General features: G+C 71.8%; 10 protein-coding genes. 6 read left to right on the top strand and 4 right to left on the bottom strand.

Translation table 11 applies throughout. From position 1 onward, the window contains the following. The first annotated feature begins 285 nt into the window (after nucleotides 1-285). From ACTZWW_RS16335 to rnhA, 5 genes are read left to right on the top strand one after another with little or no spacing between them, the layout of a single operon-like run. On the top strand, nucleotides 286-813 hold the full coding sequence (locus ACTZWW_RS16335) for a molybdopterin-dependent oxidoreductase (protein WP_444782033.1): 528 nt from the start codon (nucleotides 286-288) through the stop codon (nucleotides 811-813). 4 nt (nucleotides 814-817) lie between these two features. After that, entirely contained in the window at nucleotides 818-2,797 is a 1,980-nt protein-coding gene (locus tag ACTZWW_RS16330) for a putative bifunctional diguanylate cyclase/phosphodiesterase (RefSeq protein WP_444782032.1), read from the top strand. Between the two features lie 55 nt (nucleotides 2,798-2,852). Further along, nucleotides 2,853-3,812 (top strand): 4-hydroxy-3-methylbut-2-enyl diphosphate reductase, encoded by a 960-nt coding sequence (gene ispH, locus ACTZWW_RS16325; protein WP_444782031.1) that lies wholly within the window; start codon nucleotides 2,853-2,855, stop codon nucleotides 3,810-3,812. 2 nt (nucleotides 3,813-3,814) lie between these two features. After that, a complete protein-coding gene (locus ACTZWW_RS16320) occupies nucleotides 3,815-4,780 on the top strand; it encodes a homoserine kinase (protein WP_444782030.1) in 966 nt (321 codons plus the stop codon). Beyond that, the gene (gene rnhA / locus ACTZWW_RS16315; protein WP_444782029.1) at nucleotides 4,777-5,235 is read left to right on the top strand and encodes a ribonuclease HI; all 459 of its coding nucleotides are present in this window, start codon (nucleotides 4,777-4,779) and stop codon (nucleotides 5,233-5,235) included. Before ACTZWW_RS16320 ends, rnhA begins: the two co-directional genes overlap by 4 nt. Here rnhA and ACTZWW_RS16310 read toward each other — a convergent pair whose 3' ends face one another. From ACTZWW_RS16310 to ACTZWW_RS16295, 4 genes are all read right to left on the bottom strand, one after another. Beyond that, complete coding sequence (locus ACTZWW_RS16310) at nucleotides 5,236-5,808, bottom strand: winged helix DNA-binding protein (protein ID WP_444782028.1); 573 nt, start codon at nucleotides 5,806-5,808, stop codon at nucleotides 5,236-5,238. A 14-nt stretch (nucleotides 5,809-5,822) separates the two neighbouring features. Continuing rightward, nucleotides 5,823-7,124: a TRAP transporter large permease gene (locus ACTZWW_RS16305; protein ID WP_444782027.1), complete on the bottom strand. Its 1,302-nt coding sequence runs from the start codon at nucleotides 7,122-7,124 to the stop codon at nucleotides 5,823-5,825. Between the two features lie 3 nt (nucleotides 7,125-7,127). Continuing rightward, the gene (locus ACTZWW_RS16300; RefSeq protein WP_444782026.1) at nucleotides 7,128-7,685 is read right to left on the bottom strand and encodes a TRAP transporter small permease; all 558 of its coding nucleotides are present in this window, start codon (nucleotides 7,683-7,685) and stop codon (nucleotides 7,128-7,130) included. A gap of 283 nt (nucleotides 7,686-7,968) precedes the next feature. Beyond that, a complete protein-coding gene (locus tag ACTZWW_RS16295) occupies nucleotides 7,969-8,943 on the bottom strand; it encodes a TRAP transporter substrate-binding protein (RefSeq protein WP_444782025.1) in 975 nt (324 codons plus the stop codon). Nucleotides 8,944-9,186: 243 nt separating this feature from the next. Between ACTZWW_RS16295 and ACTZWW_RS16290 the strand changes: the two genes are divergently transcribed. Continuing rightward, the gene (locus tag ACTZWW_RS16290; RefSeq protein ID WP_444782024.1) at nucleotides 9,187-12,822 is read left to right on the top strand and encodes a hydantoinase B/oxoprolinase family protein; all 3,636 of its coding nucleotides are present in this window, start codon (nucleotides 9,187-9,189) and stop codon (nucleotides 12,820-12,822) included. Nucleotides 12,823-13,166 lie beyond the last annotated feature (344 nt).

Here is a 13,166-nt window from a genome sequence, read left to right as displayed (position 1 = left end):
CGTTCCCCGCGACGAGCGGACGGCGAGAGGGGGTCCGGCGCGAGCCGGGCCCCGTCTTGCTTGGCCGAACCCGGTATGCTTGCGAAGCATGGCTCGCCTGCGGAGTTCGGAACGGGCTTGCTCGAGTTGCGACGCTCGACCGTGAACGAACCCGAGGTCGTGGGGCGTCCCGGGCTGCGTGGCCCGCCACGGCCCCGGCTGTGTGATCGGCTTAAGCTCTTCGTCATTCCCCAGCGGTATGGCTGGTCTCCGTCGAGCCGCCACAGCGGACCCGAGGAGGAAGCCTTGCCGCGCGTACCCGTTCTCGTCGCAGCGACCGTCGCCGCGGTCCTCCAGCTCGCCCCGGCCACGGCAGCCGGCGGCGGGGCCGACGGCGCGCCGCGCGTCGCCGCCGCGGACGCCGCGCGCGCCGAGTCCCCGGAGATCCGCGTCGGCCCGGTCGCCTACGCCCGCACGGTGTCGATCGCCGAGATCGAGCGCCTCCCCATGGTCGAGGTGCCGAGCGGGCTGTCGATGGACCGCGAGGGTACCCTCTTCCAGGGTCCGCTCCTCGCCGACGTGCTCGCACTGATCGGAGCCGACGGCGTCGACGCCGTCGTGCTGCGCGGCGCCGACGGCTACGGCGCGCGCATCCCGCGGGAGGACTGGGAGCGCTGGCCGCTCGTCCTGGCGACGCGCGCGCACGGCGAGCCTCTCGGCATCCGCGAGCGTGGCCCCGCACGGCTGATCTATCCCATGCACCGCCATCCCGAGCTCGACGACAGGATCTACATCGACCGGAGCGTCTGGCTCCTCGCCGAGATCGAATGGTGAGGGCATGCGGGTCGTTCGCCGCCTGCGCTTCGTGCTCGGGGACCGGGGAGGTCCGCTGGTGGGCACGCTCATCCTGTTCGCGGGCGTGATCGCGACCCTCGTCGCGATCTGGGGCGCGGGCAGCATCAAGCGCGGCGAGATCGACCTCGGACAGTACATGGTCCGGCACCTGCGCTACACCTATGCCGAGATCGTCGCGCTGGAGGGCCTCCTCGCCACGGCGGCGACGACGGCGGGCGATCCCCGCGCCCACGCCATGGTCGTGAACGCGGCGGACCGGTTCTACGTGCGCCTCGACATGCTGGATTCGCTGAGCCGCGGGCCGATGACGGACCCGGGCAGCGACTTCGCGCCGCTCGCGCGGGACCTGATGGCTGGGCTCGACGCGCTCGTCGCGGCGGGCGCGCCGATGGACGAGGCGCGCGTCGCCGCGACCCGCGACCTCGCCTCCGCGCTGGTGCGCGTGACGAACGACTACACCCGCGGGATCGAGACCGGCATCGACGAGGCCCTGCGCCGGCAGATCTCGGAGACGAACCGCGCCTGGGTCGGCGTCGTCGGCAGCGTGCTGATGCTCCTCGTGCTCTCGATGCTCTCGGTCGGCCTGTTCAGCCGCAACCGCAGCATCGTCTCGCAGCTGCGCACGGCGAGCGGGCGCGACAGCCTCACCGGCACCGCCAACCGGCGTGGCTTCACGGAGTGGGCGCAGCGGATGGAGGCGGCCCGCGCGTCGCCGCACGCCGTGCTGATCCTCGACCTCGATCGCTTCAAGGCCGTGAACGACCGGCTCGGCCATCCCGCCGGCGACGCGATGCTGGAAGCCGCCTCGTCCTGGCTGCGCGCCGAGTTCGGCGCGAACGGCATCGTGGCACGCTGGGGCGGCGACGAGTTCGTGGTCGCGGTGCCGCTCGGGCCCGGCGGCGTCGCCGACCTGCACGCGCGCCTCGACGCGCGACGGGCCCACCCGGCCACGGTCGACGTCGGCGGCGAGGTCGTGCCGATCGCCTTCAGCTGCGGCATCGCCGTATGGCCCGCCGACGCCCCCACGATCGAGGAGGCGATCACCTGCGCCGACGCCGCGCTCTACGCGGTCAAGGAGTCCGGGCGCGGCGCGACGATGGTGTTCGCCCCCGGGCTGATGACAAAGCGCCGGCGCGTGGAGGCGCTGCGCGACGGGCTCGGGCGGGCGCTCGCCGAGCGCGAGCTCTTCCTCGAGTTCCAGCCGCAGGTCGACATGCTGCGCGGCACCGTCGTCGCCGCCGAGGCGCTGGTGCGCTGGCGCTGCGGGCGCACGGGGCGAATCGTGCCGCCCGGCGAATTCATCGCCATCGCCGAGCAGAGCGGGCAGATCGCGACCCTCGACCGGTTCGTGCTGGAGGAGGCCTGCGCCGCCGCCGCACGGTGGCGAGAAGCCGGCCTCGCGCTGCGCGTCGCCGTCAACGTCTCGCCTCACAGCTTCCGCTCGGCGGTGCTCGCCCGCGAGGTGGCCGAGACCCTGGCACGCTGGGGCCTCGCGCCGGAGGACCTCGAGATCGAGATCACCGAAGGCGTGCTGCTCGCGGAATGCGACCAGGTCGGCGCGAGCCTGGCCGCGCTGTCCGCGATGGGCGTGCGCCTCGCGCTCGACGATTTCGGCACCGGCTACTCCAACATCGCCTACCTCGTGCGGCTGGAGCCCGACCTCCTCAAGATCGACCGCTCCTTCCTCGTCGAGGGAGACCCGGGCACGCGCGCGAGCGTCCTCCAGGGCGTGCTGCGCCTCGCCGAGGCGCTCGGCGCGGAGACGCTCGTCGAAGGCATCGAGACGCCCGAGCAGCTGCGCTTCGCCACGGGGGCGGGGTGCAGCCTGGTCCAGGGCTTCCACTTCGCCCGCCCGATGGCCGCGGAGGCGATCCCCGGCTTCTGCCGCGACTTCGCGCAGCAGGCCCGCGCGGCGCGCGCCGGCGCGCCGGCCGCGGGCACACCCGTGGCGCTCGCGTCCTGAGGCGCGCCCTCGCGCCGGCTTGACTCGCGGCGCGTCTCGCCACAGACCGTACGCGATGACGAAGCCGCCTCTCGAGATCCTCCTGTGCGCCCCCCGCGGCTTCTGCGCGGGCGTGGTGCGCGCCATCGACGCCGTCGAGCAGGCGCTCGCCCAGCGCGGCGCGCCAGTCTACGTGCGCCACGAGATCGTGCACAACAAGTACGTCGTCGAGAGCCTGCGCAAGAAAGGTGCGATCTTCGTACGCGAGCTCGACGAGATCCCTGACGGGGACGCGCCGGTGATCTTCTCGGCCCACGGCGTGCCCAAGTCCGTGCCCGACGAGGCGCTTCGCCGGCGCATGCACGCCATCGACGCGACCTGCCCGCTCGTCACCAAGGTGCATCGCGAGGCGCAGGTCCACGCGAAGAAGGGCCGCCACGTCCTTCTCGTCGGCCACGCCGGTCATCCCGAGGTCGTCGGCACGATGGGCCAGCTCCCCGCCGGCACGATCACGCTGATCGAATCGCTCGAGGACGTCGCCGCATTCGCGCCCGCGGACGCGACGGCGCTCGCCTTCGTGACGCAGACGACGCTGTCGGTCGACGACACCCGCGAGATCGTGGAGGCGCTCAAGGCGCGCTTCCCCGCCATCGTCGGCCCGCACAAGGAGGACATCTGCTACGCCACCACCAACCGCCAGGAGGCGGTCAAGAAGGTGGCGCCGCAGGTCGACGCGCTCATCGTCGTGGGCTCGCCCAACTCCTCGAACTCCCAGCGCCTGCGCGAGGTCGCCGAGCGTGCCGGCTGCAGGGTCGCCCGGCTCGCCAACCGCGCCGAGGAGATCGACTGGGAGGAGTTCGCCGGCATCCGCAGGCTCGGCATGACGGCGGGCGCCTCGGCCCCCGAGGTCCTGGTGGAGGAGATCATCGACGCCTTCGCGGAGCGCTACGAGGTCACGGTCGAGACCGTGACGACGGTGACCGAGGACGTGTTCTTCCCCCTGCCGCGCGGCCTGCGCGGCGAAGCCGCCGAATAGCCGTGGCGGTCTATACGGACGTGCCCGAGGAGGCGCTCGTCGCCTTCGTCGAGGGCTACGACATCGGCGCCGTGCTCTCCTTCAAGGGCATCGCCGAGGGCGTCGAGAACACGAACTACTTCCTCCACACGCAGGCCGGCTCGTACATCCTCACGCTCTACGAGAAGCGCGTGGCGGAGGCGGACCTGCCGTTCTTCCTCGGCCTGATGGAGCATCTCTCGACGCGTGGGATCGTGTGCCCGCTGCCGGTGCGCGACCGGCGCGGGGAGGCGCTCGGCCGCCTCGCGGGCCGCCCGGCCGCCATCGCGACGTTCCTGGAGGGCCTGTCGATCCGCCGGCCGTCGCCCAAGCGCTGCGGCGCGCTCGGCGAGGCGCTGGCGCGGCTGCACGAGGCGGGGCGGGATTTCCACCTGCGCCGCCCGAACGCGCTCTCCCTGCCCGCCTGGCGCCCGCTCTTCGCCCAGGCGGAGGCGCAGGCGGACATGGTCGCCGCGGGCCTCGCCGCGCGCACGCGCGCCGAGCTCGACCACCTCGAAGCCTCCTGGCCGGCGGGGCTGCCGGACGGGGTGATCCACGCGGATCTCTTCGTCGACAACGTGTTCTTCATCGGCGAGGCGGTCTCGGGCCTGATCGACTTCTACTTCGCCTGCAACGACCAGCTCGCCTACGACCTCGCCATCTGCCTCAACGCCTGGTGCTTCGAGCCGGACGGGTCCTTCAACGTGACGAAGAGCCGGGCGCTGATCGCGGGCTACGAGCGGGTGCGCCGGCTCGAGCCCGCCGAGGTCGCGGCGCTGCCGACACTGTGCCGCGGCGCGGCGCTGCGCTTCCTGCTCACCCGCCTCGTCGACTGGCTCAACGTCCCGGAGGGCGCCTTCGTGCGGCCCAAGGACCCGCTCGAGTACGACCGCAAGCTCGCCTTCCACCGCCGCGCCGAGAGCGCCGCCGACTACGGGCTCGACCGATGACCGCCGCGACGACCGCGGGCGCAGGTGCGCCGCGCGTGACGATCTACACCGACGGCTCCTGCATCGGCAATCCCGGCCCCGGCGGCTGGGGGGCTCTGCTCCTCTTCGGCGAGCGCGAGAAGGAGCTCAATGGCGGCGAGGCGACGACGACCAACAACCGCATGGAGCTGATGGCTGCGATCCAGGCGCTGGAGGCCTTGAAGCGCCCCTGCACCGTCGACCTCTACACCGACAGCCAGTACGTCAGGAACGGCATCACGAGCTGGCTCGCCGGCTGGAAGGCCAAGGGCTGGCGCACGGCGGCCAAGGCGCCGGTGAAGAACGAGGACCTCTGGCGCCGCCTGGACGAAGCACGCAACCGGCATTCCGTGAGCTGGCACTGGGTCAAGGGCCACGCCGACGACCCGCTCAACCACCGTGTGGACGCGCTCGCCAGGGCCGGCGTGCCGCGGTGATCACAGGCTCGCCGCCGCCCGCGCCGCCTGATCGTAATGCCCCGACAGCCCCCGCAGCATCGCCGCGAGCTCGGAGAGCCGCGCCCCGTCGAGCGCCGTCGCGGAGAGCGGCTTCGTCAGCAGCGCGTCGCGGATCTCGCGGTAGCGCAGGCACATGGACCGGCCGCGCTCGGTGATCTCCACCGTTTTCTCCTTTCCCGCGCGCCCGGAGGCGACGAGGCCCGCGGCCTCGAGCTTCTTGACGCCGTAGGAGACGAGGTGCGTGTCCTCGATCGACAGCACGAGGCAGATGTCGGCGAGCTTCTTGGGCCGGCCGCGATGGTTCACCGTGTGCAGGATGAGCACGTCGAGCGCCGAGACGTCCGGCACGCCCGCCGCCGCCATGCAGCGCACCATCCAGCGCTCGAAGGCGTGGCTGGCGAGGATGAGCCCGAACTCGAATTCCGAGAGCGCCGGCAGCCCGGTCTCGGCCAAGTGTGCCGAGGACACGACGGGTCCGACGCCGCCCGCCGCCGGCGTCGCGGGGGCGTCGGGTGTGCGCGTCGGGGTCGTCGTGCGGTCGCGGCGGCTCATGGCGTCGTCTCCGCTCATTCCAGCATCGTCCGCGGCAGCCACAGCGCGATGTCCGGGAAGAGCGCGAGCAGCAGCGCGGCGAAGCACATGATCAGGAAGAAGGGCGCGGTGTAGAGGCCCAGCCGGAAGATGTCGCGCCCGGTCAGCGACTGCAGGACATAGAGGTTGAAGCCGACCGGCGGCGTGATCTGCGCCATCTCCACCACGAGCACGATGAAGATGCCGAACCAGATCAGGTCGATCCCCGCCGCGGTGACGAGCGGCATGATGATCGAGGTCGTGAGCACCACGAGCGAGATGCCGTCGAGGAAGCAGCCCATGACGATGAAGAACAGCGTCAGGGCGAGCAGCAGCATCGCCTGCGAGAGGCCGAACGTCCCGATCCATTCCGCCAGCATCCGGGGGATGCCGGTGAAGCCCATCGCCGTGGTCAGGAAGGCGGCACCCGCCAGGATGAAGGCGATCATGCACGACGTCTTCGTCGCCGACAGGAGCGCCGCGCGGAAGGTGCCGAGGTTCAGCGTCCCCGCCTTCCAGGAGATGGCGAGCGCCAGGAACACGCCCACCGCCGCCGCCTCCGTCGCCGAGGCGAAGCCCGCGTAGATCGAGCCGATCACGCCGACGATGAGGAGGACGACCGGCGCGAGCCGCCGCAGCTTGGCGAGGCGTTGGCGGAGCGGCATGACCGGCTCGGGCGGGGGCATGCGGTCGCGGTTCAAGAGCGACCAGACGATGACGTAGCCCATGAACAGCGCGGTCAGCATCAACCCGGGGATCACGCCGGCGATGAACAGCCGCGCCACCGACTGCTCGGTGGCGGTGGCGTAGACGATGAGGATGATGGACGGCGGGATCATCAGCCCGATCGTGCCCGAGCCTGCGAGCGTGCCGATCGCCATCACGTCCGAGTAGCCGCGCTTCTTCAACTCGCCGAGCGAGATCCGCCCGATCGTCGCGCAGGTCGCGGCCGACGAGCCCGAGACGGCGGCGAAGATGGTGCAGCCGAGCACGTTGACGTGGAGGAGCCGCCCCGGCAGCCGCGCGAGCCAGGGCGTGAGGCCCTCGAACATGTCCTCCGACAGGCGCGTGCGGAACAGGATGTCGCCCATCAGGATGAACATGGGCAGGGCGGTGAGGTCCCAGGAGTTCAGCTGCTGCCACATCGCGGTCGCGAGGATCGCGCCCGGCGGCAGCGGCAGCGAGACCACGAGGGCGACGAAGCCGAGCGTGGCGAGCGCCACCGCGATCCAGACGCCGCAGGCGAGGATCGCGAAGAGGATCGCGACGAGGAGGAGCATCAGGGTGGTCGGCTCCATCGCTCAGCCCTCCCGGCCCAGCGCGACCGCATCCTCGGCCGCGGCGAAGCTCGGGCGCCCGGTGCGCAGCGTGCCGACGAGCTCGTCGAGGAAGGCGATCGTCAGCAGCCCGGCGCCCGCCGCCATCGCCGCCTGCGGCCAGACGAGGGGCACCTGCACGAGGCCCGGCGAGATCTCGCCGAAGCGCCAGCTCTCCCAGGCGTAGCCGCCGATCGCCCAGGTGCCGAAGCCCGCCGCGACCGTCCCGAAGGCGAGCGCCGCCGCCTCGATGGCGGTGCGCGCCCGGCCCGGCAGGGCGTTGACGAGCATGGTGACGCGGATGTGCGCGCCGGCCTTGAGCGTCCCCGCCAGCGCGAGGAAGCTCGCCGCCGCGAACAGGTAGCCCGAGATCTCCGCGAGCGAGAGGATCACGAAGCCCGAGCGCGGCAGGTCGAGCGCCTGGAGGATCGCGTCCCAGACGCGCGCCACGACCTGGAGGCCGACGAGCGTCGCGATGACGAGGATGCACAGCGCCGACAGCCACAGGCCGGCGGCATAGAGGAGATCGAGCGCGCGGCGCATGCAATCCTCCGAAGGACGACGGAACGGAGCCCTACCGGTACGCGGGGGCGGGGGCGGCGAGGCGGGCGGGAACGACGTGGGCGGGAACGACGTGGCCGGAACGACGTGGACGATCCCCGAGCCGGTCCATCCCACATCCCCGGGAGAGCGCCCCGGAAATCGTCGGGCGCGACCGAGTTCCCCTCTCCCCTCGTGGAGAGGGGAGAGACGACGCCAGCCGCCTCGTGCCTGCTGCCAGCGAGCCTGCTGCCGGCGAGGGCGGCTGGAGCCGTGGCTGCCGCCCTCAGTTCGCGCGATAGGCCTCGAGCACCGCGGTGCCGGCCTCGCCGGCGCTCGCGGCCCACTCCTCGGCGATCTGCGCGCCGATCTCCTGGAAGCCGGTGGCGAGACCCTCGGAGGGCGTGACGATCGTCATGCCGTTGTCGGCGAGCGTCTTCGTCGCGGCTTCGGTGTCGGCCTGGGACATCTCCCAGCCTCGGGCTTCCGCGGCGGCGGCGGCCTCGAGCAGGGCGGCGCGCACGCCGGGGTCCAGCGCCTCGAAGGCGGCCGTGTTGACGACGACCATGTTGCGCGGCAGCCAGGCCTGGGTGTCGTGGTAGTGCGAGACGAAGTCCCAGAAGGTCGAGTTCACGCCCGTGGAGGGCGAGGTGATCGTCGCCTCGACGCGGCCGGTGGCGAAGGCGGTCGGCAGATCCGCGACCTCGACCTGGACGGGCGTAGCGCCCGACAGCTCGGCGATGCGCGCCGTGCCGGGGTTGTAGGTGCGGAAGCGCAGGCCGCGCAGGTCCTCGATCGCGCCGAGCTCCTTGCCGGCATAGATGCCCTGCGGCGGCCACGGCACCGAGAACAGGAGCGTCAGGCCCTCCTCGGAGAGCGCCTCCTCGAGCGCCGGGCGCTGCGCCTCGTAGAGGCGGCGCGCGTCCTCGTAGGACGTGGCGAGGAAGGGAACGGAATCGAGGCCGTAGATCGGGTTCTCGTTGGCGTGCAGCGAGATCAGCAGCTCGCCGATCGGGACCACGCCCGAGCGCACGGTGCGCTTGATCTCGGGGTGCTTGATCAGCGAGCCGGCCGAATGCACCGTGATGTCGAGCGCGCCGCCGGTCGCCTCGCGCACCTCGTCGGCGAACTGGGCGATGTTGACCGTGTGGAACGTCGCGTCCGGATAGGGGGTCGGCATGTCCCAGCTCTGGGCGGACGCCGCGCCGGCCACCACGGCCGACAGGGCGACGCCCGCGAAGACGCGTGCGAAGATGTTCATGGTGTCGCTCCCTTCTCGCCGCCGGCCGAGAGAGGCCGTGCGGCTCAACCGCGCATCCCTCGTTATCATGCGCATGCTGCAAGGGTGATCTGCGGTGAACACCGTGTCAATATCCTAACGTCAAGTCATCGAAAAAATGTTGACGATTTGTCGGCGTCGGTGATGATGCCCCAAGGGGACATCCCAGGGAAATGAGGAGCCGCGCCTGCGAGACCATGCGCGCGGCCATCGCGGGAGGCGAGGATGAGCGGCGTGTGGGACTTCTGGATCGATCGCGGCGGCACCTTCACCGACGTCATCGCCCGCGATCCCGACGGGCGCCTCCACGCCCGCAAGCTCCTGTCGGAGAACCCCGACGCTTATCGCGACGCCGCCGTGCAGGGCATCCGCGACCATCTCGGGCTCTCCCGCGGCGAGCCGATCCCGCAGCGCACGATCGGCGAGGTGCGCATGGGCACCACGGTCGCGACCAACGCGCTGCTCGAGCGCAAGGGCGAGCGCACGCTGCTCCTCACCACGAGGGGCTTCCGCGACGCCTTGCGCATCGGCTACCAGGCCCGCGCCGACATCTTCGCCAAGGCGATCGTCAAGCCAGACGAGCTCTACGACGACGTCGTCGAGATCGACGAGCGCGTGCTCGCGGACGGCACCGTCGAGACGCCGCTCGACGAGGGGGGTGCCCGCGTGGCGCTGGAGCGGGCGCGGGCGGACGGGCACCGCGCCCTCGCGATCGTCTTCATGCACGGCTACAAGCATCCCGACCACGAGCGCCGCGTCGCCGAGATGGCCCGCGCCATGGGCTTCCCGCAGGTCTCGGTCTCGCACGAGGTCTCGCCGCTGGTGAAGCTCGTCGGTCGCGGGGACACGACCGTTGTCGACGCCTACCTCTCGCCGATTCTGCGCCGCTACGTCGCGCAGGTGTCCGAGGAGCTCGACGTCGCGCGCACCGGCGCGCGGCTGATGTTCATGATGTCGTCCGGCGGGCTCACCGCCGCAGAGCTCTTCCAGGGCAAGGACGCGATCCTGTCCGGCCCCGCCGGCGGGGTGGTGGGCCTCGCGGAGACCGGCCGCGCCGCCGGCTTCGGCAAGGTCATCGGCTTCGACATGGGCGGCACCTCCACCGACGTCGCCCATTTCGACGGCGCCTACGAGCGCGCCTTCGAGACGGAGGTCGCCGGCGTGCGCATGCGCGCGCCGATGATGCTGATCCACACGGTGGCCGCCGGCGGCGGCTCGATGCTCAAGTGGGACGGCACGCGCTACCGCGTCGGGCCCGATTCCGCAGGCGCGCATCCCGGCCCGACCTGCTACCGCCGCGGCGGGCCGCTCGCGGTGACCGATGCGAACGTCATGGTGGGCAAGCTCCTGCCTGAGTACTTCCCGCGGATCTTCGGCCCGAACGGCGACGAGCCGCTCGACGCGGACGCCGTGCGCGAGGCCTTCGCCGCGCTCGCCGCCGAGATCGGCGACGGGCGCACGCCCGAGGAGGTCGCGGACGGCTTCCTCGAGATCGCGGTCGCGAACATGGCCGAGGCGATCAAGAAGATCTCGGTCCAGCGCGGCTACGACGTCACCCGCTACGCGCTCAACTGCTTCGGCGGCGCCGGCGGCCAGCACGCCTGCAAGGTCGCCGACGCGCTCGGCATGAAGACCGTGCTCGTCCATCCGCTTTCGGGGCTGCTCTCGGCTTACGGCATGGGGCTCGCCGACATCCGCGCCACGCGCCAGAGCGCCGTCGACGCCGCCCTCGACGCCGACGCGCCCGCCGCGCTGGCGGTTGCCGCGAAGCGTCTCGTGGACGAGGCGGTCGACGAGCTGACCGGCCAGGGCGTGCCGCGCGCCGACATCGCGGTCATCGTTCGCGCCCACGTGCGCTACGCCGGCACCGACACGCCGCTCCAGGTCGACGCCGCGACGCTGACGGGGGCGGCGCTCGACGCGCCGATCGCGCCGGCGTCCGCGGAGGCGATGCGGGCGGATTTCGAGGCGCAGCACAAGCGCCGCTTCGGCTTCGTCGACGAGGGCAAGGCGCTCGTGGTCGAGGCCGTGGAGATCGAGGCGGTCGGCGGCGGCGCGCAGTTCGCCGAGGTCGAGGGGCTCGAGACGATCGAGGGCACGCCGGAGCCCGCGCGCCGGACGCGGATCTTCTCGAAGGGCTGGCACGATGCGGGCGTCTACCTGCGCGAGGGCATCCGCCCGGGGCAGGCCATCCCGGGCCCCGCCATCGTGGTCGAGCCGAACCAGACGATCGTGGTCGAGGACGGCTGGGAGGCGCGGCTCACCGAGAAGGACCACCTCGTCCTCGCTCGCGTCCAGGCGATGGCCACCCGCCATGCGGTGGGCACGCAGGCCGACCCGGTGATGCTGGAGATCTTCAACAACCTGTTCATGTCGATCGCCGAGCAGATGGGCGTGACGCTCCAGAACACCGCGTACTCGGTGAACATCAAGGAGCGGCTCGACTTCTCCTGCGCGGTCTTCGACGCGACCGGCAGCCTCGTCGCCAACGCTCCGCACATGCCGGTCCATCTCGGCTCGATGGATCGCTCGGTGGAGACGATCATCCGGAACAACCCGCAGATCCAACCGGGCGACGTCTTCGCGCTCAACGCCCCCTACAATGGCGGCACGCACCTGCCCGACATTACCGTCTGCACGCCGGTCTTCGCCGACGACAGGAAGACGATCCTGTTCTGGGTGGCGTCCCGCGGCCACCACGCCGACGTCGGCGGCGTGGCACCGGGCTCGATGTCGCCGCGCGCGACGCACATCGAGGAGGAAGGCGTCTACATCGACAACTTCAAGCTCGTCGACCGCGGACGCTTCCGCGAGGCCGAGCTCGTGGCGCTGCTCGAGGGCGCGCGCTGGCCGGTCCGCAACGTCGTGCAGAACGTCAACGACCTCAAGGCGCAGATCGCGGCCAACGAGAAGGGCGTCGCCGAGCTCGAGAAGATGGTCGCCTCCTTCGGTCTCGACGTCGTCATCGCCTACATGGGCCACGTCCAGGACAACGCGGCCGAGAGCGTGCGCCGCCTGCTCGACCGGTTGAAGGACTGCTCCTTCGACTATCCGATGGACCAGGGCTGCGCCATCCGCGTCTCGATCACGGTCGATCGCGCGAAGCGCAGGGCGCGGGTCGACTTCTCCGGCACCTCGCCCCAGCAGCCCGACAATTTCAACGCCCCCGCGCCGGTGACACGCGCGGCGGTGCTCTACGTCTTCCGGGTGATGGTCGACGACGCGATCCCGATGAACGCCGGCTGCCTGAGGCCGATCGAGATCGTCATCCCCGACGGCTCCATGCTGTCGCCGCGCTACCCCGCGGCGGTGGTTGCGGGGAACGTCGAGGTGAGCCAGGCGGTGACGAACTGCCTGTTCGGCGCGCTCCAGGCGATGGGCTCGTCGCAGGGCACGATGAACAACCTCACCTTCGGCAACGACACCTACCAGTACTACGAGACGATCTGCTCGGGCGCCCCCGCCGGCCCCGGCTGGAACGGTGTCTCCGGCGTGCACACGCACATGACGAACTCGCGGCTCACCGACCCGGAGATCCTGGAGCAGCGCTTCCCCGTCGTGCTGGAGGACTTCCACATCCGCGCGGGCTCCGGGGGCAAGGGCCGCTGGTCGGCGGGGGACGGCACGTCGCGCACGATCCGCTTCCGCGAGCGCATGGACTGCGCGATCCTCGCCTCCCACCGCAGGGTCCGCCCCTTCGGCGTCGCCGGCGGCGAGCCGGGCGCGCTCGGCCGCACTCTGGTGCGGCGCCTCGACGGGCGCGTGGAGGAGCTCGCGGGGAGCGACCAGACGGTGCTGGAGGCGGGCGAGGCGGTGACGGTGATCACGCCGACGGGCGGGGGGTACGGCGCGGCGGAGTGAGGTCGCTGTCGGCGGGCGTTTCGCGTTCCCGCGAGCGTCCCGCCGCCCTCCCCACCCTCCGCTCTTCGAGCTCCGTCCTCCCCTGCGGGGAGGTGGCGGCCGGCGGCCTGCATCGGCGCTTTCCGCACGTGCACCGACGCGCGCCACATCGCCTCCTCCCCGCAGGGGAGGACGACGGCCGAAGGCCGGAGGGTGGGGAGGGCGGCGGGCCGGCTCGCCGGAAGGGTCGAACGGCCCCACCGCCCGCGCTTCGCGCGGACTCCTCCCCTGCGGGGAGGATCCGGGGCGGCTGTTCGGACCGGATATATCCCTGACGGAATGGACCGGTTGAGTGGTTGACAGTT

The organism is Salinarimonas sp. NSM (assembly GCF_052380005.1).
In the GTDB taxonomy this organism is placed as follows: Bacteria; Pseudomonadota; Alphaproteobacteria; order Rhizobiales; family Beijerinckiaceae; genus Salinarimonas.
Note: the sequence above shows the minus strand (reverse complement) of the source record. Positions and strands in the feature narration are given on the sequence as shown.